The organism is Tritonibacter litoralis (assembly GCF_009496005.1).
Classification (GTDB): domain Bacteria; phylum Pseudomonadota; class Alphaproteobacteria; order Rhodobacterales; family Rhodobacteraceae; genus Epibacterium; species Epibacterium litoralis.
On sequence record NZ_WIBF01000003.1, the window covers coordinates 187,335 to 212,447 of the forward strand.

Below are 25,113 nucleotides of genomic sequence, written 5' to 3' on the forward strand. Positions count from 1 at the left end.
GCTCAAATTTACAGCTTTCGCATTGCCACAAGAGGAGAGCTGCGATGGCCATTTGGAACCTCGGGTCTATTAATCTGGATCTGGTTTATTCCCTGTCGCATTTCCCAGCCGCCGGAGAGACATTGGCCGCGCAGGCCTTCCATCGTTACCTGGGGGGGAAGGGCGCAAATATGTCCGTTGCCGGCGCGCGCGCAGGGGCGACGGTACACCACATTGGTGCTGTGGGGACAGATGGCGCGGAGATGGTTGGCAAATTGACCGACACTGGCGTGAAAACCGACCACATTGCCAAGGTTCCGGTGGCAACCGGACATGCTGTGATCTCGGTTGTCGCTGGCACCGATGGTGACGCGGGTGAAAACCAGATCATCCTGTTTCCCGGCGCGAACCAGACCCTGACCAAGGCGCAGGTCGCCCAGGCGCTGGATGGAGCAAAGGCTGGCGATATCTTTGTCACCCAGAATGAAACCAATATGCAGGTCGAAGCCTGCCGGATGGCTGCCGAAAAAGGCCTGCGCGTCTGTTACGCCGCTGCACCCTTTGATGCGGATGCGGTGGCGGCGGTTTTGCCATACCTCGACTTTCTGATCTTGAATGAGGTTGAGGCCGCGCAATTGGCCGAGGCGACCGGACAGCAGCCCGAAGCGCTGGGTGTTCGGGATGTTATCATCACCCTTGGCTCCAAAGGCGCACGGCATATTGATTGCACCACGGGGCAAACTCATGACGTGAAAGCGTTCCGGGTTGAGCCCGTGGACACAACCGGGGCCGGCGATACATTCACCGGATATGTTCTGGCAGGGCTCGATCAAGGGCAGAGCATGGCAGAGGCGATGGAGACCGCCAATCGCGCCGGCGCTGTCATGGTCACCCGGCACGGCACATCAGACGTGATCCCCACCCTGGCCGAGGTCAACGCAGCGGACCTGACCTAAGAAAAGGGGCCAACCGGCCCCATGATCATTTGTGCTGATCGGCAAAGGGCGCAGCGGCACCCCACAGCTGTTTCACCCGCGCATCGCGGCCACAGGCTGCGCGATAGCGTTTGTAAGCCTCGGCCTGACGTTTGGGTCCAAAGCGTGTAAAAATCAGCTTGGTCCCTTTGTAGTAGTCCTGGTGGTATGCATCCGCCGGAAAGAAGGCGCCTTCATCCAAAATGGGCGTCACAACGGTTTGGCCAAGATCTGACTGCGCCTTGGACTTTGCGTCACCGGCCGTTTTGCGCTCTGCCGGGGAGCCGACAAAAACAGCGGTGCGATAGCTGTCGCCGCGGTCACAGAACTGGCCACCGGCATCTGTTGGATCCACGGAGCGAAAGAACATGTCCAGCAAGGAACGACGGCTGATCTGGGCCGGGTCAAAGGTGATCTGAACCGCCTCATAATGACCGGTGCCTCCGGCTGTGACCTGCTTGTAAGTCGGGTTACTTGCTGTCCCGCCGGTAAAGCCAGAAACCACCTCCAGCACGCCGCCGACGCTTTCGAAATCGCTTTCGACGCACCAGAAACACCCACCTGCCACGGTCAATGTTTCGGCTTGTGCGGCTTGTGCTTCACTTACGTCCATGAATGATCCGAGCGCCACTGCAACTGTCAATACAGCCAGTTTGAGTTTTTCAAAAGCAGTCATCGGTGCCTCCTGTTGCCTACAACAAAATGAGCAGCCAGGCGGCAAAACGGCAATTCACAGCGGCGCGATGTCACGGAGTGGTGAAATATGCCGGAAGATGTTACGGTTTTGGCCCAAGATCTACATGTTTCTACAGCGATTTGGTTTGAATTGTTTCAAGACTTCCCGGCCTTGTCGCGCCTCCCGCTAACCTTTCGTTATTTGCGGTGATCGGCCATCTCTTTGATCTGTTTGAGTCTCTCTGCGCTGGATGGATGAGTTGCAAACCAGCTATTTTCTCCATCTGTTTCTTCAACATCTTTGAAAAGGCGTTGCAGCCCTTCCGGGCTAAACCCGCTTTTGTACAACAAATCTACTGCAAACCTATCCGCAGACAGTTCGTGTTTTCGCGAATAAGATAGGGACGCAAGTGTTTGTCCCTCTAACAGGACGTTCTCAAGTATCGGACCAACATCACCGGCGACCAGGGTAATGAGAGCGTAGACAGTAAGGGCTCTGTATAGTTGTTTGAGGCCGTGTTGCTCGACGACATGACCCATTTCATGTGCTAAAACGCCTGCGATAACCGTTGGATCATCGCCATATCTGGTCACAAGCTCATCGCTTACAATGATCGTCCCGCCAGGTAAGGCGGCGGCATTGGCCCCCATGCCAGGCATTTCCCTAAAGATTAGTGTAAACGGTCTGTTCGCATCCACCGATAACATAAGTTGTTTCAAAACGCGTTTTTGATCTTTTTGCTTGTCAGCGCTCAAGTCGCTTTCTTCGAAAACAGTTAAGTCTAGGCTTTTGATGGAAGCTTTGTCGATTTGGCTCAATGCGGCGTGGGGGGTAAGCCAAACTGCCACCGTGACGAGAGCTGGCACGGCCAGTGACCACGCTGCAAATGCGCTTAGCAAGGAAAGGAATATGAAGGCTGCGAGGCGCAACCGAAAAATTTCAAAATGGCGAAGCAGGCGGCTGGGCAATGGCTCTTGCATCAAGATCGAGATCTGGTGATCCTCGGTCTGAAACATCCAACCATCAGCAAAGTAAACATTACGCGGACCCGCACCTGCGGCCTGATCAAGCCGCACGTCAAGGGGAGCGGATTTTGTCAGTAGCAGCCCATCATCTGGATCCGTTAAAAAAATCCAATCAGCGCTGACGTCGAGACGCGCGGATATTCGTTCGGAAGAGCCAGGCCGAAAGGCCCAGCCCGATATTGAAGGGTCATGTGCAGACATTTACACCGGCAATTCCAGCTCAATGCCCTCGATATCAGAGTACGCATCGCCAATTGCATTGGTTTCGGTCAAGACGTCTCCAGTAAAATCATCCAAGGAACCGTTCGGAACCAAGGCGCTGTTTTCCGCAAGGTACCGTTGCATACGAACAGTTGCCCAAGGCAGCATCAGACCAAGTGAGAAAAGCACAACGATAAGGTTCGAAACCGCGATCCATAATAGCGATAGTGGCTTAACGGTGGAGACAAACCCGTGTTTGTTTTCGCCGAGTTTAGTGTGTGCAAATATATGATTACGGATAATCGCTTGGTAAACTACGCTTGCAAAGGCCGCCGCCAGCAAGATTACCAAGTAACTAAGAAATAAATTTAGAAGCAAAATCGGATTGGCGAATAATGCCTCATTGGCAGTGGAAGTGATCTGACCGAAAATCACACCGGCCACCAATGCAACGCCAACAAGGACTATTCCGACTGCAGCAAGGAATGCCATGTAAAATGGTCCGATCTTGGAATCAAAATGAAATGATGTCGTTCCAAGGCGGTGATTGTTTATTCCGTACCGCTGTATAGCGCGCTGAACAAAGGGCCATGTTGTGTAGAGCGTTAGAATTGACAGAACGGGGTAGACGAAGATCAAAAGGTAGAGTTGGCCAAGTTTGCCGACAAAGTCGAACCGTACGTTTGACCAGCTGCTGTTGCGTGCGTCGAATCTTAAGCTTCTGACCAAAAGAACGGGAAATACTGCAACATATGCTATTAGCAATGCTGCAGCGAGAGGCGGTAGAAACTGTGCTGAAAGCGCGAAAACCAGTAGTGCTGCTACTACAATCGCGCGTCCGATGAGAATTTGCTGGCCAGTCGCATGATAGTCAAAGTTTCTGCCAGCAACAAAAGTGTTTTGGTAAAAGTATTTCTTCGAACGTACTTTGGCCCAGGCGGAATAGACGCCCAATGTCACTATCGATAGCAGAAGGTTTACGATCCAGATTCCAAACCACTCGCGTGCGGAACCGCGAAATTCAAATTTCTCATGAGTTTCCATAAAATGTCCATCCAAAATAAACTTTACTTGCGCGAAAAAGCGCAAGTGACGGCGGGAGTGGACTGGATTTTGTTAGTGTTTTCAACGAAAAACCGCCCATAAAATGGGCGGTTTTGATCAATTTTTTGGGTGTTAGCCTTTGATTCGCTTATTTCGCGAAGCTAACAATTTCAACCTTAGCGCGTTCAATTGGATGAAGCCTGCCGCGTCTTTTTGGTCATACGCGCCTGCATCTTCTTCAAAGGTCACATGCGCCTCGGAGTAAAGCGAGTGGTCAGACCAGCGGCCCACGGTTTTGGCCGAGCCTTTGTACAGCTTCAGCTTCACGGTGCCAGATACATGTTCCTGGGATTTGTCGATCAGCGCTTGCAGCATCTCACGCTCGGGCGAGTACCAGAAGCCGTTATAGATCAGCTCAGCATAGCGCGGCATGATCGAATCTTTCAGGTGGCCTGCGCCGGAATCCAGGGTGATCTGTTCGATACCGCGGTGCGCTTCCAGCAGGATGTCACCGCCAGGTGTTTCATAGATGCCGCGGGACTTCATGCCAACGAAACGGTTTTCAACGAAATCCAGACGACCAATGCCGTGCTTGCGACCGTATTCATTCAGCTGGGTCAGAATGGTCGCCGGCGACAGTGCTTTGCCATTGATGGCAACCGCGTCACCTTTTTCAAAAGTGATTTCGATGAACTCGGGCGTATCAGGTGCATCCTCGGGGTTCACGGTCCGCTGATAGACGTAATCCGGTGCCATTTCAGCCGGGTCTTCCAGTACCTTACCTTCGGACGAGGTGTGCAACAGGTTCGCATCAACCGAGAACGGCGCTTCGCCGCGTTTGTCCTTAGCGATCGGAATTTGGTTGGCTTCGGCAAATTCCAGCAGTTTGGTTCGCGAAGACAGGTCCCACTCACGCCACGGTGCGATCACCTTGATATCGGGGTTCAGCGCATAGGCCGACAGCTCGAACCGCACCTGGTCGTTACCCTTGCCGGTGGCACCGTGGGACACGGCGTCAGCACCGGTGGCTTCGGCAATCTCAACCAGACGTTTGGAGATCAACGGACGCGCAATCGAGGTGCCCAGTAGGTACAGCCCTTCGTAGACCGCATTGGCGCGGAACATCGGGAAAACAAAGTCACGCACGAACTCTTCGCGGATGTCTTCGATAAAGATGTTTTCCGGCTTGATGCCCAGCAACTCAGCCTTTTTGCGGGCTGGTTCCAACTCCTCGCCCTGACCAAGGTCAGCGGTGAAGGTGACAACCTCGCAGCCGTATTCGGTCTGCAACCATTTCAGGATGATCGATGTATCAAGGCCGCCAGAGTAGGCCAGCACAACTTTCTTGGGCGCGGACATGGGATTTCCTCTTGATCAGAACGACTGCGCCCTACCGCTTTTTTGAACCAAGGGCAAGGATTTCAGGGTTGGTGGTTTTAACCTTTTGCGTTAAGCCCGCGTCGCATTCTGTTTTTTAAATATGGTATTCACCAATATGACATATAGCTCAACAGCCTGGAATCTATTCACCCATTCGTTTCACATGCTCACCCGAAACGCGGGCACCATGTTGAAAATCCTGGCACTGCCCTTATTGCTCGCGGTCATTCTGTGGATCGCTATCGCAGTGCAGCTGCAAGGTGACGTTATGTTCCAGCTTTACCTGGGCGAATACCAATCGATTGCAGGCCCGCTGTTTATGATCTTTGTATTTTTGGTCGCGATCAATTTGACATTGATCTGGCCGGTGATTGTCTGGCACCGTTTTGTTCTGTTGGAAACACCGGTCGGTTGGGTCAATAAGATCAAAATTGCTAGTATCTTCAGATATTTTTTCACCTACATCGGCATTATGCTGTTGGTCCTTATACCGTCGATGATTGTCATTTTCTCGGTCACCTCCGTGGTTGATGGGCAGACGCCTGGCTTTGCTGGTCTCACCAATTTTGTGGTGTCTCCCATCATTGCATGGATTGTGTATCGGTTGACGCCGGTGCTGCCAGGCATAGCACTTGAGAAAGAAGAAAACGGTATCCTGTCAGCTTGGCGCGCGACGGAGTCCGGTTCTGGAGCTCTATTCGTCTTGGGGCTGATTTTTGGGCTCATTGGGTTTGTGCAATCGATGATATCTTTTGTTTTGCCTGAAACGCTGGCTACAATCGTGAGCGTGCTGATCTCTGTTTTCATCTTGTTGTTACAGGTTAGTGTGGCCACCACAATCTATGGTCACTATGTCGAAGACCGCCCGATTTAAGTATTCTTTTGCATGCTTTGCCTCCGCCCCTTGTCACCGGGGCGGGGTTGCGTCACCAAAGGGTTATGAGTGATTTTCAGTCCAAAGCCCGCGCTGCCACCCAAGCCATGCGAGACGTGTTTCCCGCAACGCCACTCCAACGAAACGTCCTGTTGTCCGAGCGGTTTGGGGCAGAGATCTACCTCAAGCGGGAGGATCTGAGCCCTGTGCGATCATATAAGATCCGGGGCGCTTTGAATGCGATGCGCAAACAACCCGAGCAGGATCTGTTTGTCTGCGCATCCGCCGGCAATCATGCACAGGGCGTGGCCTTTATGTGCAAGCAGATGGAAAAGCGCGGCGTGATCTTTATGCCGGTGACCACACCGCAGCAGAAGATCCAGAAAACCCGGATGTTTGGCGGCGACAATGTCGAGATCCATATGGTCGGCGACTATTTCGACGACACATTGACCGCAGCGCAAGACTGGTGCGCAGCGCAGGGCGGGCATTTTCTGTCCCCCTTTGACGATGACGATGTGATCGAAGGTCAGGCCTCCATCGCGGTAGAGATCGAAGACCAGCTGGGCCGAGTTCCGGATCAGATTATCCTGCCTGTGGGAGGTGGCGGCATGTCTTCTGGTGTGGCCACGTGGTTTGGCGACCGGACCCATTGCTTGTTTGCGGAGCCGTCGGGCGGGGCCTGTCTGAAGGCAGCATTGCAGGCCCGCCGCCCCGTGGCGCTGGACCGGGTGGATACATTTGTGGATGGGGCGGCTGTTGGGCGTATTGGGGCCAAGCCTTTTGCCTTGTTAAAAAACACACCGGTCCCTGACGTCTTGACCCTATCCGAGGATCGGATTTGCACCACGATCCTTGAGATGCTGAATGTGGAAGGGATCGTTTTGGAACCCGCCGGCGCATTGGCGGTCGAGGCGCTGGGCGATGTCATCAGCTGGATCCGTGGCAAAACGGTTGTGTGCGTGACGTCGGGCGGGAATTTCGACTTTGAGCGTCTGCCCGAAGTGAAAGAACGGGCACAACGCTATTCTGGTATCAAAAAGTATCTGCTGTTGCGGTTGCCGCAGCGTCCCGGCGCGCTGAAGGACTTTTTGAATATGCTTGGCCCCGAAGATGATATCGCGCGGTTTGAGTACCTCAAAAAATCAGCGCGGAACTTTGGCACGGTCTTGATCGGGATCGAGACAAAACGCCCCGAGAACTTTCGGGATCTTTTTGATCGCCTGGACGAAAGTGGGCTGGTGTTCACCGATATTACAAACGATGAAACTCTGGCTCAGTTCCTGATTTAAAGGAACCGGCCTGACGGCACCTCAACGATTGGGCAATTCCTGCAGGAACGTCAATTTAGACTGTTCGTACATGGTAACAATCGACGGCAAATCGACGCTGTCGCCCATTCCCTGGGCCGCGGCGCGTTCACCCTCCATGCATTGCATAGAAAATTTACGAAAGCCGAGGTTCAGAGCGCTTCCTTTGAGGAAGTGCAGGTCCTGCTCCAACGCACTGCGATCGTTTGCTCGCAATTTGTCGAGAACACCCTCGACCTCTTCCAAAAAGATCTCGACAACTTCATCGAAGTCTTCGGCGCCGATTTCCTCTCGCAACTCTGATACTCTGGACCAATCAATCATATCCATTTCCCGCTATTCACACTATGACATGAAGCTCGTACCTTGTAGACGGTAAAATTACGGTGAAAGAGATGCGGTTGTTCAAGTTTTAGATTTCACTGACTGTTAAAGATCTATCGGGATAGTACCTAGTGAGAATAACAGATTTATCCCCTTTAACGAGGTATCCTTGGTGCTGCCTGACCGAAACAACGACGATACGGAGCCGGTTCAAATGACTGGAACGATCCGGCGCGTCTTGGTTGTCGACGACAGCCGCTTGCAGCGGCGAATTCTTGTGGCCTCCTTGAAAAAATGGGGGTTCGACGTTGTCGAAGCAGACAGCGGTGCGTCGGCGATGGAGATCTGTCGTGAAGAATCCCCGGATCTGATCCTGAGCGATTGGATGATGCCGGGCATGAACGGGTTGGAATTCTGCCGCAATCTGCGGAAGTTAAATTCCGACAATTATAGCTATTTTATTCTGCTAACTTCCAAGAGTGAAAAGAATGAGGTTGCCGAAGGTTTGCACTCGGGCGCCGATGATTTTCTCACCAAACCGGTCAGCTCGGATGAATTAAGGGCGCGTATTTCGGCGGGTGAGCGGATCTTGCGGATGCAGCGGGAGTTGTCAGAGAAAAACCGGATCGTCTCGGAAACGCTGGATGAGCTGCAGCGGGTGTATGACGCCATCGACAAGGATTTGATGCAGGCGCGGAAAATCCAGGAATCTCTTGTTCCTGAATTTTCTTGTTCCTATGGCGAGTCAAACGTCAGTCTTTTGCTGAAACCTTGTGGCCACATTGGCGGTGACCTTGTTGGAATGTTCTCACCGGGGATTAACCGGCTGGGGTTCTATTCCATCGATGTGTCGGGCCACGGTATTACCTCGGCGATGATGACCGCGCGTCTTGGAGGCTATCTCTCATCCAGCCACTTTGACCAGAACGTCGCGATGGAGCAGCGCTTCAACCGGTATTTTGCGCTGAAGCCGCCAGAGGATGTCGCAAGCCTTTTGAATGCGCGCCTGATCGCGGACACAGGTATCGAAGAATATTTCACAATGGCCTATTGCACGGTCGACCTGCGCAGCGGGTTGTTGAAACTGGTGCAGGCCGGACACCCGCATCCGTTACTGATCCGCAAGGACGGCACGATGGAGTACATCGGCCAAGGTGGCGTTCCGGTAGGTTTGGTCCCTGACATCGCCTACACACGTGAAGAACTAGTGCTGGAACAGGGCGATCGACTGTTGTTATATTCTGACGGGTTCACCGAAGCGCGGCTGGAAAACGGTGAGATGCTTGAGGATGAAGGCCTGATGGATCTGGTGCGCAAATGCGATACCGGTCAAAACGGGCAGGAATTCCTGGATGAGCTTTATTGGAACCTCACCCAGATCATGTCCAAAGAGCACGGTCTGGAAGACGATGTCTCCGCAACCTTGTTTGAATACAACGGTCCCTAAGCCGCTGGTCTAGGCGCGGCGCAGCAATTCGCGCACAAAATAGCGGTCACCCGCATTGCCCAAACCTTCAGCTGCGTCCTCGGGCGACAGCCAAAGGGCTTCGTGCGCCTCCTCGACGGGCGGTCCAAGTCTGCGCACAGGGCGTGCTACATAGATGTGGCACAGTTTCTCAGCCCAAAGGTCATACTCGGGCATAAAAACAAATCGACGAAACACCCCGACTTTGCGCGGCGCGGCGATCGACCATCCGGTTTCTTCATAGACTTCGCGGTGCAAGGCGGGCAGGGGGTTTTCTCCCCGTTCGATGCCACCGCCTGGCAGTTGCAAATCGGGACCCGGATCCAACTGACAGGTCACCAACAGGCGTCCTTCACGCGGCAGGATCGCATAGGCTCCTGGTCGCGCACGATAGCGAATGCCCTTGGACGGGGGATTACCAAAACGGGGGATCATGGGACTGCCCTCTTCACACTTGCGGTGTTAAGCCTATATAGGCTCGATATGCCAAAACCCGGCGTTTAAGGAAACCCCATGACACTCGCTTCTAAAATCGCGTGGGACGATACGGTCCTGCCTTTCCAGCTTGATGCATCCGACATGCGCGGCCGTGTGGCGCGGTTGGACGGCGTGCTGGACGGAATTCTGAAACAGCATGATTATCCGCAGGTCGTTGAAGCGCTTGTGGCCGAAATGGCATTGCTGACCGCCCTGATTGGGCAGACCGTGAAACTGCAGTGGAAACTGTCCTTGCAGGTCCAGTCCAAAGGTGCGGTCCGGATGATTGCCACCGATTACTATGCCCCCGAACGCGAAGGCGAGCCGGCCCGGATCCGGGCCTATGCCAGCTTTGACGCGGATCGCCTCACTGATGGCGCGCCATTTGACCAGGTGGGCGACGGGTATTTCGCGATCATGATAGACCAGGGTGAGGGAATGAAGCCTTATCAGGGGATTACCCCCTTGGCCGGTGGATCGCTGTCGGCCTGTGCCGAAGCCTATTTTGCCCAATCCGAGCAGTTGCCAACCACGTTTAACCTGGAGTTCGGGCTTTCGTCAGAACCAGGCGTTGACGCCCATTGGCGGGCTGGTGGTGTGATGCTGCAGCACATGCCCAAAGCCTCCCCTTTTGTGGCGCAAAACGATGGGTCGGGGGACGTGCTCAGCCCGGCTGATCTGGTCTCAGGCGATGAGGAAGAGAACTGGAACCGCGTCAACATTCTGTTGGATACGGTCGACTCGCTGGAACTGATTGGGCCTTCGGTCACGCCGACCGATCTGCTTTTGCGTCTGTTTCATGAAGAACAACCGCGGGTCTTTGACGCGCAGCAGGTTCGATTTGGGTGCACCTGTTCCGAAGAGCGTGTGCGCCAGAGCCTGTCGATCTATTCGGCAAAGGACATCGAAAAGATGACCAACGAACACGGGCGCGTCACAGCGGATTGCCAATTCTGCAGCGCGCATTACGATCTGGATCCCAAGACTTTGGGATTTGATGCGGAAAAGCCAACAGGTGCATGAGCTGATCAAAAACCTGGCTTTGGCCTTGGGACGTGCCGGTGACGGCTCGTCCGATTTCGATTTGAACCCGGATGTTCAACTGCCACCAAGCCGCAAACTTCGCCCCGCAGGTGTTTTGATCCCCATTATCGCACATCCGGATGGGCCGCGTGTTATTCTGACGAAACGCTCTTCGGCGCTGAAACACCATCCGGGCCAGATCGCCTTTCCCGGCGGCAAAGTGGATGAAGGTGACGCTGGCGTGGTGGCCGCTGCTCTGCGCGAAGCGCATGAGGAAATCGGCCTGCCGCCCAATGTGGTGCGGGTGATCGGTGAGCTGCCGAACCACGAAACGGTCACCGGGTTTCAGGTGACGCCTGTTGTAGCGATTGTCGAACAGGCATTTGAAGTGCGGCCCGAACCGGGTGAGGTCGCCGAGGTCTTCACCGTGCCTTTGGCGCATGTTTCAGATCCCGCCAATTTTGTGGTGCAAGGTCGCCGGTGGCGCGGCCAGCGACGGTATTACTATACGGTGCCTTACGGCCCCTATTACATCTGGGGGGCTTCGGCCCGGATGTTGCGCAGCCTTGCGGACCGGATGACAGAATGACTCGCATCGACCAACCCTGGCTGACAGCCACCAGCAGCCAAACCGTGTGCCAGGCGCTGACGGCACAGGGCGCGCAGGTGTTTTTTGTCGGGGGCTGTGTGCGCAACGCGTTGTTGGGCGCGCCTGTCTCGGACCTTGATATCTGCACGGATGCGCGGCCCAATACGGTTGTGGAACTGGCCAAAACTGCCGGGATCAAGGCTATTCCCACCGGGATCGACCACGGCACGGTTACTTTGGTCCAGGAGGGCGTGCCGTTTGAGGTCACGACCTTTCGCAAGGATGTCGCAACGGATGGTCGCCGCGCTGTTGTTGCTTTTGCCGACACCATCGACGCGGATGCGCGCCGCCGCGATTTCACAATGAACGCGCTTTATGCGGATCCTCAGGGGCGTGTGTTTGACCCGCTTGGCGGGCTGAAGGATCTGGTAAATCGTCGTGTACGCTTTATCGGAACCGCCCAGAACCGCATTCGCGAGGATTTTCTGCGCACGCTTCGCTATTTCCGGTTTCACGCCTGGTATGGTGACGCCGCGGCCGGGATGGATCCAGAGGCTTTGGCTGCAATTGCAGAAAACCTGGACGGTCTGCCACAATTGTCGCGGGAACGTGTGACCCATGAGGTGCTGAAACTGCTGTCGGCGCCAGATCCAGCGCCTGCGGTGGCTGCTATGCGCCAGACAGGTGTTCTGGCAACCGTGTTGCCCGGAACGGATGATCGGGCGCTGTCGCTGTTGATCCATTTCGAAGAGCAATCCGCGCCCTGCGATCCGATCGCACGCCTTGCTGCGCTGGGCGAGGCGAAGATCATTGGCGAAAGCCTTCGACTCAGTAAAGCGCAGGACAGACATCTGGCAGAGCTGCGTGCAGCGGCAATCGGAACCGCAGGGCCAGGTGAACTAGCTTATCGGCTTGGCCGTCAGGATGCACTGGCAGCTTGCCAATTGCGGGCAGCTTTGTTGGAAACACCTCTTGCACCGGATCTTCAAGCGGAACTTGCCGCAGGATCTGCAGCGGTGTTTCCCGTCACCGCGCGTGATTTGATGCCCGGCAAAACTGGCGCGGCGCTGGGCGCGGCTCTTAAAAAACTGGAGGCGGCCTGGATCTCCAGCCAGTTTACCCTCAGTCGAACTGAGCTGCTAGACCAGCTGGATTGAGCCGCGATTGTATCAATCGCCGCGCTTTTGGTGACCTGCGCGGGGCTTTGCATTACATGTTCCACTGACCCAAGCATGCAGCCTTATTGTTAACTGCATGCGATAGGCTTGTTTTTGATCCCGTGCGCACGTTTTTCGGAGACAGTTATGTTTCGCCTGTTTGAAAATCTGGTTGATCCCTACGTCGACTACGACGAGACCGCCCAACCGCCCCAGACCTTGGCTGCGTTCTTTCGGTACTATTCGGTGCCGTTTCGTAGGCTGTTCTGGGCGACCGCCATTATGTCTGTTGTTGTGGCCGCGATTGAGATCGGGCTGATCTATTACATGGGCCGGGTCGTCGACATTCTGGTGGGGGATCCAGCAGAAGTCTGGGATCAATATGGCAATGAATTGCTGTGGGTTGCAGCGTTTATCCTGCTGTTGCGCCCGTTGATTCAGATGCTGGATGTCTTGTTTCTCAACAACGCAATCATCCCGAATTACGGCACGATCATTCGCTGGCGGGCGCATAAACATGTGCTGCGCCAATCCGTGGGTTGGTTTGAAAATGACTTTGCTGGACGGATTGCCAACCGGATCATGCAAACCCCTCCTGCGGCGGGTGAAGTGGTGTTTCAGGCCTTTGACGCGATCACCTTTGCCACGGCCTATCTGGTTGGCGCGGCCATTATGCTGTGGTCTGCGGATCCGCGCCTGTTGCTGCCATTGGCGGTCTGGGCGCTGCTTTATGCAGGACTAATGCGCTGGACGCTGAAACGGGTTGGTCCCGCCAGCGAAGCCGCGTCCAACGCTCGGTCTGTTGTCACCGGTCGCGTCGTGGACAGCTATTCCAACATTCACTCGGTCAAGATGTTCGCCCATCATGATCGGGAACTGGATTATGCAAAAGAAGCGATCGAGGATACGCGCACCACGGTGCAGGCTGAAATGCGGATCTATACCACAATGGATGCCGTTTTGGTGTCCTTGAACGGTCTGTTGATCGTCGGCGTTGTCGGTTGGGGAATAGCGCTGTGGTTGCAGGGCAATGCCTCGGCCGGTGTGGTTGCGGCGGCCACGGCTTTGACATTGCGCCTGAATGCTATGACTGGCTGGATCATGTGGGCGTTGACCACGTTTTTCCGCCAGTTGGGTGTGGTTTCTGAGGGGATGGAGACGATCTCGCAACCGATTGATCTGCAGGATGCGCCGGATGCTCAGCCCTTGATCCTGGACCAAGGACGGATCGAGATCATGGAACTCAGCCACCACTATGGGCGTGGGCAGGGGGGATTGGACCGGATCTCCTTGTCGATCCAACCAGGTGAAAAGATTGGTTTGGTCGGGCGTTCCGGGGCGGGTAAATCCACCTTGGTCAAACTGCTCTTGCGGTTTTATGAGGCCGAAGGCGGCAGTATTCAGATCGATGGCCAAGACATTCGTCAGGTGACGCAGGACAGCCTGCGGCGCAATATTGGCATGGTGCAACAGGATTCATCCCTGCTGCACCGTTCGGTTCGGGACAATATCCTTTATGGACGTCCAGAAGCGAGTGAGGCTGAGATGCTGGCCGCGGCCAAACAGGCCGAAGCGGATGGTTTCATTGCAGATCTTCAAGATCCCAAGGGCCGCGGTGGCTTTGACGCTCATGTTGGCGAACGGGGTGTGAAACTGTCGGGTGGGCAACGCCAACGGGTGACTCTGGCCCGTGTGATCCTGAAAGACGCGCCAATTCTTGTGCTGGATGAAGCAACATCAGCGCTGGATTCTGAGGTCGAAGCGGCCATTCAGAACACGCTTTATGGGATGATGGAAGGCAAGACCGTGATTGCCATTGCCCACCGTCTGTCCACCATTGCCCAGATGGATCGCATTCTGGTTTTGGATGACGGAAAAATCGTCGAAGAGGGCACACACTCTGAGCTTTTGCACAAAGAAGGCCTATATGCACAGTTCTGGTCCCGACAATCGGGTGGGTTCCTGAACCTTGAGGCAGCGGAATGATTATCGACAAACTCATAAACCCCTTTAAACCGGCTAACGGCCCGCCACCGCGGACGCTTGGGGCCTTTATGAGATGGTGCTTGTCGGGGGCTTGGCTGGCGCTGGGCCTTGCAACCCTGTTTTCGGCCCTTGCTGGTGCAGTAGAGGCGGGGACCGCATTTATCCTGGGTATGGTGATCGACCGCGCGATTGCCAGCGGACCGGATCAGTTTTTCAACGCCGCCAATATTGCTGCATTAATGGCCGCGCTCGGGTTTTTCCTATTGGTACGGCCGGTGCTGTTTGGGCTGTCGTCGGCGTCGAACTCGATCATTGTGATGCCCAATATCAATCCGCTGGTCCTGTCGCGCCTGAACCGTTGGACGCTGGGTCAGTCGGTTGGCTATTTCGACGATGATTTTGCAGGGCGCATTGCTCAAAAACAGATGCAGACGGCCACCGCTGTGACCAATGTGACATCGGAAATGATCAATGTGGTCGCCTTTGCGCTGGCTTCGCTTGCCGGCGCCATGATCCTGTTGGGGACCGTGGATCTGCGCATTACGGTTTTGTTTCTGGTCTGGCTGGTTGGCTATTTTGCGCTGATCCGGTGGTTTATGCCGCGCATCCGCAAACGATCGGCAGCGCGTGCCGGGGCACGCGCTACGGTGTCGGGGCAGGTGGTGGATACGCTGACCAATATCCGCACCGTCAAACTGTTTGCGCATGACCAGTTTGAAGAACACAGCGCGCTGGATGCGATGGTCAACTTTCGCAAAAAGGCGCTGCAATTTGGGTATCTTTCTGCCGGTTTCCGGTTCTCGCTGATGGCGTTGGCCGGTGTACTGCCGGTGATGTTGATTGGCGCGACGCTGTATCTGTGGCGCATCGGTGTCGCAAGCGAAGGTGACATTGTGGCCGCTGGTGCCGTCTCTATTCGGATTGCACAGATGACCGGTTGGGTCAGCTTTACGCTGATGGGCATCTATTCCAACGTGGGAGAGATCGAAAACGGCATGTCGACCCTTGCTGTGCAGAACCGCATTGCAGATCAAAGCGACAAACAGCTTAAGGTGCACGACGGGGCGATCACGTTTGACAAGGCCAGCTTCTCCTATGGGCGGGACATCGGCGGCGTGCGTGGGCTCGATTTTCAGGCCAAAGCCGGTGAAAAATTGGGTATTGTTGGCGCATCGGGGGCCGGGAAATCAACGCTCGTGTCCTTGTTGCTGCGCTTGTACGAGGCCGAGGCCGGTCGGATCTTGATTGATGATCAGGACATTTCAGAGGTCACTCAGGATTCCTTGCGGCGTCACATTGGAATGGTCACGCAAGAGACTGCGATGTTCAACCGCTCGGCGCGCGACAACATCCTGTATGGTCGCCCCGACGCCAGCGAAGACGACATGATTGCCGCCGCCAAAAAGGCCGAAGCCCATGGGTTTATCCAAGATCTGCGGGACGGGCAGGGGCGTACCGGGTATGATGCGCATCTGGGAGATCGCGGTGTGAAACTGTCCGGTGGTCAGCGACAGCGGATCGCCTTGGCCCGCGCCATTTTGAAAGACGCGCCCATTTTGGTTCTGGATGAAGCCACATCCGCCCTGGATTCCGAAGTTGAGGCCGCAATCCAATCCGCGCTGAGCCGTGTGATGGAGGGTAAAACCGTTCTGGCGATTGCGCACCGCTTGTCGACGCTCAGCGAAATGGACCGGATCATTGTTCTGGACCAAGGGCAGATTGTCGAATCCGGCAGCCATGATGCGCTGTTGGCCCAAGGCGGGCGCTATGCGAAATTCTGGAGCCGCCAATCAGGTGGGTTCATCGACATGGAACAGATCAACGCCGCGGAATAGTGCTTTTGTGATTGCTCTGGCTTCGTTATCACGCGGCTATGACAGATACAGACAGACTTCAGTTCACGATCAATCGCCTTGGCCATCAGGGTGATGGCGTTGCCGATGGCCCGATCTTTGCCCGCCGCACCCTGCCGGGCGAGGTGGTCAGCGGTGTGGTGAATGGCCAGACCCTGACAGATATCCGGATTGAAATGCCAAGCGATAACCGGGTGCAGGCCCCGTGCCGTCATTACAAGGCCTGTGGCGGCTGCAGCCTGCAGCATGCAACGCCAGAATTTGTGGCGGGTTGGAAGCTTGATTTTGTCCGCAATGCGCTGTTGGCCCAGGGGATCAAGGCTGACTTCCGTCCCGTCCACACCTCGCCAGAGCGGTCGCGTCGTCGCGCGACCTTTGCCGCGCGCCGCACCAAAAAGGGCGCACAGGTTGGGTTCCATGGCGCGGCCTCGGACGTGATCACCGAAATCCCGGATTGTATCCTTCTGGATCCCGGATTGATCGCTGCCCTGCCGCTGGTCGCGGAATTGGCCAAATTGGGTGCCAGCCGAAAAACCGCGCTGGCGGTGACGGTGACGCTGTCGGCCATCGGTCTGGACGTTCTGGTGCGCAATGGCAAACCGCTGGACACAGATCTTCGGATTGGTCTGGCACAGCTGGTCGGCACATTTGGCGTCGCGCGTCTGGCGTGGGAGGATGAGCTGATTGCAATGGAACAGCCGCCGACCCAGGCCTTTGGCGATGCGCTGGTCTGCCCGCCGCCGGGTGCGTTTCTGCAAGCAACCAAAGACGGCGAACACGCCTTGCTGGAGGCGGTGTCAGAAATCACCCAAGGTGCCAAGCGGATCATCGATCTGTTTGCGGGTTGCGGGACCTTCTCCCTGCCGTTGGCCAAACAAGCCGAGGTCCACGCGGTCGAAGGTGAAGATACCATGATTGCGGCCCTTGATGCTGGGTGGCGCAAGGCGCAAGGCCTGCACACCGTGACCTCAGAGGTGCGCGACCTGTTTCGGCGTCCGATCCTGCCGGATGAGCTGGCCCCCTTTGATCATGCGTTTGACGCGGCGGTGATTGACCCGCCACGTGCCGGGGCCGAAGCCCAGACCCGCGAATTGGCCGCCGCCCGTGTGCCGATTGTTGCCTATGTCTCTTGCAATCCGGTCACATTTGCCCGTGATGCCAAGCTTTTGGTGGATGCAGGGTATCGGCTCAACTGGGTTCAGGTGGTAGATCAATTCCGATGGGCGGCCCACGCAGAGCTGGTTGCCTCTTTCACGCTGAAATCTTGAGTTAACTGGGAAGCAAGACCTGATGCCTCTTCAACGTTTGTCCAACATCCTTGATAGCGTTGCCTTTGGCCGCTTTATCACCGCTGTGATCCTGGTGAATGCTGTGACCTTGGGGATGGAGACCTCCCCCCGGATCATGGCGGGTTTTGGGGAGCTCATTCACTGGCTCGACAATCTGTGCCTTGTGATTTTTGTGGCTGAGATTGCGGCCAAACTGGTGGTGCGCCGGTTGCGGTTCTTCCTGAACGGTTGGAGCGTGTTTGATTTCGTCATCGTAGGCATCGCGCTTGTTCCGGGCGCTCAAGGGCTGTCTGTGCTGCGGGCCTTGCGGATTTTGAGGGTTTTGCGCGTCATCTCGGTTGCGCCACGCCTGCGCCGTGTGGTCGAGGGGTTCATCAACGCGCTGCCCGGCATGGCCTCGGTTTTTTTGCTGATGGCGATTATCTTCTACATCGGCTCTGTCATCGCGACCAAACTGTTTGCCTCGGCGTTTCCGGATTGGTTCGGCAACCTTGGGCTTTCGGCCTATTCACTGTTCCAGATCATGACGCTGGAAAGCTGGTCCATGGGAATCGTGCGCCCGGTGATGGTGGTTTACCCCTATGCTTGGGTGTTCTTTGTCCCCTTTATCATGGTGACAACTTTTGCCGTGGTTAACCTTTTGGTAGGTCTGATTGTGAACTCTATGCAGGACGCGCATGGCGAAGAGGAAACCCAGCTGACCGATGCTTACCGCGACGATGTTTTGACGCGACTGGAACGTATCGAACAGGCTCTGGCAGCCGTTTCCGACCAAAATGCAAAGAAGTGATTTGGGTTTGGCCTCAAATTCAGCTATCGGCAGGAAGAGGCAATAAAAACGAGCAGTACGATGGACAGACGTGCATTTGCAGCAAGCGCCGCGGCAAGCCTTGCCCTGGCAGGGTGCTCAGCGCCAAGCAATAAGTTTCAGAACTACTATGGTCCCCGCGTGACATCTGTTGTGGTGAACAAAGGGGCGCGACACATGTATTTGCTGAATGAGAATGACGTTCTGCGCAAATACAAGGTGGATCTGGGTTTTGCGCCTTTGGGGCACAAGCGGATCGAAGGCGACGGGAAAACGCCTGAAGGCACCTATTGGATCAACCGCCGCAATCCCAACAGCGCGTTTCACCTGTCGCTGGGGATCTCATATCCAAATGCGCAGGATATCGCACGGGCGCGCGCCTTGGGCAAAAGCCCAGGTGGAGAGATCTTTATCCACGGTCAGCCCAATATCTTGCGAGATCGCAGTCGCGCCGAACGGCTCAGCGATTGGACAGCGGGCTGCATCGCTGTGAAAAACGGTGAGATGGAAGAGATCTATGCCATGGTTCAAAACGGTACGCCGATCTTTTTGAACGCATGAGATATCGCTTGCGGGCGCGTTTGCGCCCGCAGCAGGCCTTAGCTGCCCATTACCAAAGTCCACCACAGTTTGCCGTTGGGCTCTTGGAACCAGAAGAAACCCATATTGGCGGCGTTGGGATCCAGCACAACAGAACGGGTTGCGGGATCTTCCATCCACGCCGTAAGGGTTTGGACTTCGCTTTCATAGGTTTCTGAAATCGCTTCACCAACCAGATCGCCGGTGTATCCGGTACGCGCGATCCGGTCCAAAGGTGAGGATCCGTCTGAGCCAAAATGCCAGGGCCGATTCTGGACCGACATATCGCGCGAGTGAGTAGCGGCGGCAGCGTTTAGCTCAGCGTTAAGCTGAACCGGTGCTCGACCGGCCGCCTCACGCAAGGCATTGACCGAATCCAGCATCCGGAATTGCACTTTGTCCGCATTGCGAATGCGATACACGCCGCTGTTTGCGGTGTCGATCGGAGTGGACGTCGTACAGGCTGCGGCAACTAACGTAGAACACAGCGCAAAGATTAAGAGAATTCGGGACATTTCGCACCTTGGGTAATCTGCACATATTGCCTTTACCCCTCCTGTGGCGAATGCGCAAATAGGCTGGCGGTATAATGCCTGTCACAGTTTTGTTTGATTTGCGACTGAGGCAAGAGAGCCATATTATGAGCAATAACCTTGTCCCATTCATTCGGGTATCGATCTCATGAGCAAATCTATTTTTGGCCAGTTAAACCGGCGCCGGTTTTTGACTTCAGCTGCGGCCATGGTGGCAACACCCACTTTGGCGCAAGAGGCGGATCCCATTGCGGAAACCGCATATGATCCGTTGCGTCCACCCCCAGAACCCGAACCCCCTGTGACGCGCAATATTTCCGCCTTCCGGGCCAAGAGCTGGCAGCCCTATTTCGACAATCTGCGTAACGGAGCGATTCTCGTCGATATCGACAGCCGGGCGCTTCATTACTGGGCAGACGACGGGGAAACTTACAAATTATTCCCCTCTTCGGTGCCATTGTCCGAGGATTTGACCCGTCGCGGTCGAACGCAGGTCATTCGAAAGGTTAACGGACCCAGCTGGTCACCGACCCCAAACATGCGGAAACGGAACCCAGAATGGCCTGCATACATCCCGCCAGGCCCTGATAATCCCTTGGGAACACACGCTTTGTACCTAAGTTGGCAATATTATCGGATCCACGGCACCCACGACACGCGTAAAATCGGCAGAAGATCATCCAATGGGTGTATTGGTCTTTACAATGAACATATCGCAGAGCTGTTTTCATTGACCAAGGTAGGCACGCAAGTGTTGCTTATTTGACGACATGCGAATTAGGCTAGGAAACGTGGGCGCAACAAGTGTTTGCAATTCTTTGGCTGTGGTGATTATTAGAAAATCACGAGGCAAGTCTTGGCCGCGCACGTTATTACTGTGCGCATTTACTGGAGGTTAACATGAAAAAACTCGTTCTCGCTGCTGCTCTGACCGTTGTTGCTGGCGCTGCCGTTGCTGGTGGTCTGGCAGAGCCGATCGTAGAGCCGCCGGTTGTTGTTGAAGCCGCAGAAGGTTCGTCTTCGGGCATCCTGCTGCCGCTGCTGCTGCTGGTTCTGGTTGGTGCTGCTGTTGCATCGAACTAAGTTCGACTTGATACAAGCTTAAAAAGGCGGTGGTCTCTCCACCGCCTTTTTTATTTGCTGAGGTTAATGGCCTGTTAATCCAGCCAGCCTTTGAGGTTGTCTTCGATCACAGTTGCGAGAGCTGCAATGTGATCCGAGTCATCATTCAGGCAAGGGATATACACAAACTCCTCGCCACCTGCGTGCTCAAAGCTTTCACAGATCTCTTCGTTGATCTCTTCCAAAGTTTCGATGCAGTCCGCAGAAAATGCCGGCGCAATCACGGCGATGTTTTTCTTACCTTGCCGGGCCAGATCTGCGACGTGTTCCACAGTATAGGGCCGCAGCCATTCTTCGGGGCCAAAGACCGATTGAAAGGTTGTCGTGATCTGCGTTTCATCCCAACCCAGCCGTTCCCGCAACAGCCGTGTCGTTTTCTGACACTGGCAGTGATAGGGGTCGCCTTCCATCAAATAGCGTTTGGGCATCCCGTGATAGGACACCACCAAAATGTCGGGGCGTTTTTCCGCTTTGGCGTAGGCTTCCTCAACCGAGCGGGCAAGCGCCTCGATGTAGGCAGGTTGATCAAAATAGGGCGCGATGGTGCGCGCCGCGGGCTGCCATTTCTCATCCATCAGGGCGCGGAAGAACTGATCATTTGCCGTGCCTGAGGTCGCACCGGCATATTGTGGATAAAGCGGCACAAACAGGATCTTTTGGCAGCCTGCGGCAACCATTTCGCGGACTATGGATTTGGTCGAGGGGTTGCCATAGCGCATGCAGAAATCAACGATCACCTGATCGCCATAACGCTCTTCCATCGCAGCGGCCATTTTGGCGGTCTGGTCCTTGGTGATGGTCATCAAAGGGCTTTCGCCTTTGTCATGGTTCCAGATCGATTTATAGGCCTCGCCCGAGCTGAACGGGCGTTTGCTCAGAATGATCAGCTGCAGCAATGGCTGCCATTTCCATCTGGGATAATCGATGACCCGTTTGTCCGACAGGAATTCGTTCAAATATCGGCGCATCGGCCAATAGGAATAATCATCCGGCGTTCCCAGATTGGCCAAAAGAATCCCGACCTTCTCCGCCTTGATCTTGGGGTGGTCTGCAGGCGCATGGGCGGGGCAGGTGGCGGTTGTGGTCTTGTCCAACATAGTCATTGTCCTGTGGAGGGCCCAAGGCGGCCGCAAGTGTTTCAGCTCGTACTAAAAACCATACTGTCTGAAAAACCAATTGGATCACATTGGCGCAGTATTGGTTGCTTAATCTTTTGGGAGTGGTTTTTCCGGGACCTTCAACGCCTCGGCCAGACGCATTTTTGCCGATCCCGGACGCAGCGGTTGTTGCTGACTGTCAGAGGGCGACCATCCGGTCAGGCAGATCAGTTCAAACGTCGCAGGCAAGCGGTCCGCGTCATTGGCAAAATGCGCGCGATAAAGCCGGTCCGCCTCGGCAAACACAGTGCGTGGCGTGGGGCGTTTCAAACGTGCGGTCAGCGCGTTCCCTTCCCCCATGTCACGCAGATCTCTGCCCAAATGCCAAATGTCCCGGTACTCTGCGGTCAACGGCACAACATCAGCAACCGGCAAGGCAAAGCCTGCCCGCTGCAACAGCCCACCTAAGTCGCGGACCTCGGCCATTGGTGCAATTCGCGGTGAAAGACCACCCAGAACGCGGGTCTCGGCCTCGGCCAAGACTGCGCGCAGCTCGTGTAGGGTACGACCGCCCAAAAGGGTGACCAGCAAAAGCCCATCCTCTTTCAGGGCGCGGCGGCATTGGATCAGCTGACCAACCGGATCATTCGCCCAATGCAGCGCCATGTTGTGGATCACCAGGTCATGGGACGCCGGTTTTAGGTCCAGCACCTCCTCATCCGCAACGATTGTGGCGTTTTTAGCAAAATTTTCCCAAATTTCGCCAAAACCACTAACAATCGCCGGCGCCGTAAAGGTTCTGTTAACCATAGACAGCCGATCTTCGATCTCATCTCGGGCGAGGTGATGCAGGAACATGGCATCTGGTTTTGTCCGGGCCCGATGGGCATCCAGAGCACGGCGATCAAACAGATTGGGCTGGTTTTGCGATGTCTCACTCATAAGGGATGTTTAGGATGTTGCACGCCCAGATACAAACGGCTGTTTCGCTGGTTTATCCTCCACAGTGTTCCAGCTGTGATGCGCTGGTTGAGAGCGATGCGGGTCTGTGCGGCGCGTGCTGGAAGGAAATGCACTTTCTTTCGGGTACCGTCTGTGACAGCTGTGGCTGTGCACTGCCCGGAGAGCGTGATGGCTTTCGTCTGGAGTGCGACAGCTGCCTGGGGCAGACCCACCCGTGGAGCCAGGGCCGCGCCGCGTTGGAATATAAGGGCAAGGCCAAAGATCTGGTAATGGGGCTTAAATACGGGGACCGCACAGATACCGCCCGCATGGCTGCAGGTTGGATGCTGCGCGCTTCGGCCCCCTTGTTGCGCGACAATCCGATTGTGACACCTGTTCCGCTGCATTGGACACGGACTTTGCGCCGTAAATACAATCAATCCGCGCTTTTGGCCGAAGCCTTTGCTGAACATGGGCGATTGGATTACTGGCCTGATCTTCTGAAACGGACCAAGATCACGCCATCCCTGGACCATAAGTCCAAGGAACAGCGATTTCGAACCCTGAACAACGCGATTGCACCCCACCCACGCCACAAGGAATTGATGCAGGGCCGGGTGGTTTTGTTGATTGACGATGTGATGACGTCAGGGGCGACTTTGTCTGCCTGTGCGGATGCCTGCCTGCGCGCCGGCGCCGCAGATGTGCGCGTTTCGGTACTGGCGCGTGTCACGCAAGAGTGATCAAATCATTTTGCATCTAGATTTTAGAAGGCGCGCATCCCAGATTGTCCGGTGACCCAAGCCATATCCAATTTGGAGCCCCTTTATGAAACCGGTTGAAATCTATACCTCGCCTCTGTGCGGTTACTGCCACCAAGCCAAGCGCCTGCTGAAGCAGAAGGGTGTGAAATTCTCGGAAGTTGACGTTCTGACCAGCCCCAAGCGCAAACAAGAGATGATCAAGCGCGCCAATGGCGGTCGGACTGTGCCGCAGATCTTCATTGGTGGCACTCATGTCGGCGGTTGCGACGACCTTTATGCGTTGGAGCGTGAAGGCAAGCTGGACCCGATCCTGGCCGCCTAAGGTTAATTGATGATGCGCGCTGCCCTTTTGCAAATGACCTCCTCGGATCAGCCAGAGGAAAATCTCCAGACCGTTTTGGAGATGATCCGCGCTGCTGTGGCGGGCGGCGCGCACTATGTCTTGACGCCTGAGGTAACAAATTGCCTGTCCGGCAGCCGCACCCATCAGCGGGACGTTCTGCGCACTCAGGACGAAGATGTGACACTACCGGCACTATGTGAGGCGGCCGCTCAACATGGCATTTGGCTGACGATCGGCTCATTGGGGCTCAAGACGACGGATCCGGACGGTCGTTTTGCAAACCGGCAGTTTCTGATCTCACCTGCGGGAGAGATTGTGGATCACTATGACAAGATCCATATGTTTGACGTGAACGTCTCGCCCGAGGAGACATATCGCGAATCAGATGGGTATCGTCCCGGAACCCGCGCGGTTGTCGCTGATGCCGGGTTTGCCCGGATTGGCATGACAATCTGTTACGATGTGCGTTTTCCTTATTTGCATCGCGCTTTGGCTCATGGTGGTGCGCAGATCCTGACGGCGCCTGCGGCCTTTTCCCATGTGACCGGCGCGGCCCATTGGCACGCGTTGTTACAAGCCCGCGCCATTGAAACCGGATGTTTTGTTTTGGCCCCGGCGCAAACCGGACATCACGCAACCTCACGCGGGCCTCGGCGCAGAACATTTGGTCATTCCTTGGCCATCGCGCCCTGGGGTGAGATTTTGTTGGATGCGGGTGTTGAACCCGGTGTGAGTTTCGTTGATCTCGACATGGAAAAAGTAGAAGAAGCACGCAGGCGCGTGCCATCCTTGACCCATGATAGAGAGTTCGACGGACCCTGATGGAAGAAACAACCCCTTTGGCGGTCGCGCTTTTTAGCGAGATCCTTATGGCCGATCAATTGGCACGGGCGCGGTTAAGCCGAGCCTTGCCCAAAGGGATGGAACTGTCGCATTTTTCCGTTCTGAACCATCTGGCGGGAGTCGGAATGGAGCGCACGCCTGCGCAATTGGCCAAATTGTTTCACGTGACACGCGGCGCCATGACCAACACGTTGAACAAGCTCGAAGTGGCAGGTTACATCCACATTCGCCCGGATTGGGACGATGCGCGCCGCAAATTTGTGGATATCAGCCCCGCGGGGCGCCGCGCACGGGATTCCGCCCTGGCAGGAATTTTGCCGATCATTTCCGAAGTGGTGAATGAGCTGGGTGATGAACGGGTCCGCGCGACCTTGCCGATTTTACGGGAGCTGCGCACCAAATTGGACGCCGCGTCCTGACCTGTCAAAAAAGCGACGGCCCCGTGTTCTCCCATCC

General features: G+C 55.5%; 27 protein-coding genes. 18 read left to right on the forward strand and 9 right to left on the reverse strand.

The annotated features are described in order from the left end of the window. Positions 1–44: 44 nt before the first annotated feature. Positions 45–935 carry a ribokinase gene (locus GFB49_RS07170; RefSeq protein ID WP_153215172.1) on the forward strand — a complete coding sequence of 297 codons (891 nt, stop codon included), beginning with the start codon at positions 45–47 and terminating at the stop codon, positions 933–935. 25 nt (positions 936–960) lie between these two features. Here GFB49_RS07170 and msrA read toward each other — a convergent pair whose 3' ends face one another. The 4 genes from msrA to GFB49_RS07190 all read right to left on the reverse strand — a co-directional run bounded on the left by msrA (position 961) and on the right by GFB49_RS07190 (position 5,258). Then, positions 961–1,629, reverse strand: a complete 669-nt coding sequence (gene msrA, locus GFB49_RS07175) for a peptide-methionine (S)-S-oxide reductase MsrA (protein WP_153215173.1) — start codon at positions 1,627–1,629, stop codon at positions 961–963. Between the two features lie 197 nt (positions 1,630–1,826). Further along, positions 1,827–2,855 carry a M48 family metallopeptidase gene (locus GFB49_RS07180; RefSeq protein ID WP_153215174.1) on the reverse strand — a complete coding sequence of 343 codons (1,029 nt, stop codon included), beginning with the start codon at positions 2,853–2,855 and terminating at the stop codon, positions 1,827–1,829. Further along, positions 2,856–3,899: a YjgN family protein gene (locus GFB49_RS07185; RefSeq protein WP_153215175.1), complete on the reverse strand. Its 1,044-nt coding sequence runs from the start codon at positions 3,897–3,899 to the stop codon at positions 2,856–2,858. A 132-nt stretch (positions 3,900–4,031) separates the two neighbouring features. After that, positions 4,032–5,258, reverse strand: coding sequence for an argininosuccinate synthase (locus tag GFB49_RS07190; protein ID WP_153215176.1), 1,227 nt, complete (start codon positions 5,256–5,258; stop codon positions 4,032–4,034). 208 nt (positions 5,259–5,466) lie between these two features. On the opposite strand from GFB49_RS07190, the gene GFB49_RS07195 reads away from it, so the two are divergent. Both GFB49_RS07195 and ilvA read left to right on the forward strand, forming a co-directional pair. Next, positions 5,467–6,153, forward strand: coding sequence for a hypothetical protein (locus GFB49_RS07195; protein ID WP_194269284.1), 687 nt, complete (start codon positions 5,467–5,469; stop codon positions 6,151–6,153). A 65-nt stretch (positions 6,154–6,218) separates the two neighbouring features. After that, positions 6,219–7,445 (forward strand): threonine ammonia-lyase IlvA, encoded by a 1,227-nt coding sequence (ilvA, locus tag GFB49_RS07200; RefSeq protein WP_153215178.1) that lies wholly within the window; start codon positions 6,219–6,221, stop codon positions 7,443–7,445. A 21-nt stretch (positions 7,446–7,466) separates the two neighbouring features. Here the strand turns inward: ilvA and GFB49_RS07205 are convergent, their stop codons facing one another. Next, on the reverse strand, positions 7,467–7,787 hold the full coding sequence (locus tag GFB49_RS07205; RefSeq protein WP_153215313.1) for an Hpt domain-containing protein: 321 nt from the start codon (positions 7,785–7,787) through the stop codon (positions 7,467–7,469). Between the two features lie 214 nt (positions 7,788–8,001). Here GFB49_RS07205 and GFB49_RS07210 point away from each other — a divergent pair, with 214 nt between their 5' ends. Next, positions 8,002–9,234 carry a PP2C family protein-serine/threonine phosphatase gene (locus tag GFB49_RS07210; protein ID WP_153215179.1) on the forward strand — a complete coding sequence of 411 codons (1,233 nt, stop codon included), beginning with the start codon at positions 8,002–8,004 and terminating at the stop codon, positions 9,232–9,234. Between the two features lie 9 nt (positions 9,235–9,243). Here GFB49_RS07210 and GFB49_RS07215 read toward each other — a convergent pair whose 3' ends face one another. After that, positions 9,244–9,687, reverse strand: coding sequence for an NUDIX hydrolase (locus tag GFB49_RS07215; protein ID WP_153215180.1), 444 nt, complete (start codon positions 9,685–9,687; stop codon positions 9,244–9,246). Positions 9,688–9,765: 78 nt separating this feature from the next. Here GFB49_RS07215 and hslO point away from each other — a divergent pair, with 78 nt between their 5' ends. The 8 genes from hslO to GFB49_RS07255 all read left to right on the forward strand — a co-directional run bounded on the left by hslO (position 9,766) and on the right by GFB49_RS07255 (position 18,995). After that, entirely contained in the window at positions 9,766–10,752 is a 987-nt protein-coding gene (gene hslO / locus GFB49_RS07220) for an Hsp33 family molecular chaperone HslO (protein ID WP_153215181.1), read from the forward strand. Next, positions 10,727–11,341, forward strand: a complete 615-nt coding sequence (locus GFB49_RS07225) for a CoA pyrophosphatase (RefSeq protein WP_153215182.1) — start codon at positions 10,727–10,729, stop codon at positions 11,339–11,341. Before hslO ends, GFB49_RS07225 begins: the two co-directional genes overlap by 26 nt. After that, entirely contained in the window at positions 11,338–12,498 is a 1,161-nt protein-coding gene (locus GFB49_RS07230) for a CCA tRNA nucleotidyltransferase (protein WP_153215183.1), read from the forward strand. Before GFB49_RS07225 ends, GFB49_RS07230 begins: the two co-directional genes overlap by 4 nt. A 147-nt stretch (positions 12,499–12,645) precedes the next feature. Continuing rightward, entirely contained in the window at positions 12,646–14,484 is a 1,839-nt protein-coding gene (locus GFB49_RS07235) for an ABC transporter ATP-binding protein (RefSeq protein WP_153215184.1), read from the forward strand. Next, positions 14,481–16,319 (forward strand): ABC transporter ATP-binding protein, encoded by a 1,839-nt coding sequence (locus GFB49_RS07240; RefSeq protein ID WP_153215185.1) that lies wholly within the window; start codon positions 14,481–14,483, stop codon positions 16,317–16,319. Before GFB49_RS07235 ends, GFB49_RS07240 begins: the two co-directional genes overlap by 4 nt. A 38-nt stretch (positions 16,320–16,357) precedes the next feature. Beyond that, the gene (locus tag GFB49_RS07245; protein WP_153215186.1) at positions 16,358–17,605 is read left to right on the forward strand and encodes a class I SAM-dependent RNA methyltransferase; all 1,248 of its coding nucleotides are present in this window, start codon (positions 16,358–16,360) and stop codon (positions 17,603–17,605) included. A gap of 22 nt (positions 17,606–17,627) precedes the next feature. Further along, a complete protein-coding gene (locus GFB49_RS07250) occupies positions 17,628–18,416 on the forward strand; it encodes an ion transporter (RefSeq protein WP_153215187.1) in 789 nt (262 codons plus the stop codon). Between the two features lie 60 nt (positions 18,417–18,476). Further along, on the forward strand, positions 18,477–18,995 hold the full coding sequence (locus GFB49_RS07255) for a L,D-transpeptidase family protein (protein WP_153215188.1): 519 nt from the start codon (positions 18,477–18,479) through the stop codon (positions 18,993–18,995). Between the two features lie 38 nt (positions 18,996–19,033). Here the strand turns inward: GFB49_RS07255 and dalA are convergent, their stop codons facing one another. Beyond that, positions 19,034–19,528 carry a divisome-associated lipoprotein DalA gene (dalA, locus tag GFB49_RS07260; protein ID WP_153215189.1) on the reverse strand — a complete coding sequence of 165 codons (495 nt, stop codon included), beginning with the start codon at positions 19,526–19,528 and terminating at the stop codon, positions 19,034–19,036. Positions 19,529–19,694: 166 nt separating this feature from the next. On the opposite strand from dalA, the gene GFB49_RS07265 reads away from it, so the two are divergent. Both GFB49_RS07265 and GFB49_RS07270 read left to right on the forward strand, forming a co-directional pair. Beyond that, complete coding sequence (locus GFB49_RS07265; RefSeq protein ID WP_153215190.1) at positions 19,695–20,312, forward strand: L,D-transpeptidase; 618 nt, start codon at positions 19,695–19,697, stop codon at positions 20,310–20,312. A 134-nt stretch (positions 20,313–20,446) separates the two neighbouring features. Beyond that, complete coding sequence (locus GFB49_RS07270; RefSeq protein WP_153215191.1) at positions 20,447–20,629, forward strand: hypothetical protein; 183 nt, start codon at positions 20,447–20,449, stop codon at positions 20,627–20,629. Positions 20,630–20,703: 74 nt separating this feature from the next. On the opposite strand, the gene hemH is transcribed toward GFB49_RS07270, so the two are convergent. Together hemH and GFB49_RS07280 are read right to left on the reverse strand one after the other, a co-directional pair. Next, positions 20,704–21,765 (reverse strand): ferrochelatase, encoded by a 1,062-nt coding sequence (gene hemH / locus GFB49_RS07275; protein WP_153215192.1) that lies wholly within the window; start codon positions 21,763–21,765, stop codon positions 20,704–20,706. Between the two features lie 108 nt (positions 21,766–21,873). Beyond that, on the reverse strand, positions 21,874–22,707 hold the full coding sequence (locus tag GFB49_RS07280; RefSeq protein WP_153215193.1) for a methyltransferase domain-containing protein: 834 nt from the start codon (positions 22,705–22,707) through the stop codon (positions 21,874–21,876). 14 nt (positions 22,708–22,721) lie between these two features. Between GFB49_RS07280 and GFB49_RS07285 the strand changes: the two genes are divergently transcribed. The 4 genes from GFB49_RS07285 to GFB49_RS07300 all read left to right on the forward strand — a co-directional run bounded on the left by GFB49_RS07285 (position 22,722) and on the right by GFB49_RS07300 (position 25,076). Continuing rightward, entirely contained in the window at positions 22,722–23,450 is a 729-nt protein-coding gene (locus GFB49_RS07285) for a ComF family protein (protein WP_153215194.1), read from the forward strand. 85 nt (positions 23,451–23,535) lie between these two features. Continuing rightward, a complete protein-coding gene (grxC, locus tag GFB49_RS07290) occupies positions 23,536–23,793 on the forward strand; it encodes a glutaredoxin 3 (protein WP_153215195.1) in 258 nt (85 codons plus the stop codon). 12 nt (positions 23,794–23,805) lie between these two features. Next, entirely contained in the window at positions 23,806–24,636 is an 831-nt protein-coding gene (locus GFB49_RS07295) for a carbon-nitrogen hydrolase family protein (RefSeq protein ID WP_153215196.1), read from the forward strand. Continuing rightward, the gene (locus GFB49_RS07300) at positions 24,636–25,076 is read left to right on the forward strand and encodes a MarR family winged helix-turn-helix transcriptional regulator (protein ID WP_153215197.1); all 441 of its coding nucleotides are present in this window, start codon (positions 24,636–24,638) and stop codon (positions 25,074–25,076) included. The genes GFB49_RS07295 and GFB49_RS07300 overlap by 1 nt, the downstream gene beginning before the upstream one ends. The last annotated feature ends 37 nt before the right edge of the window (positions 25,077–25,113 follow it).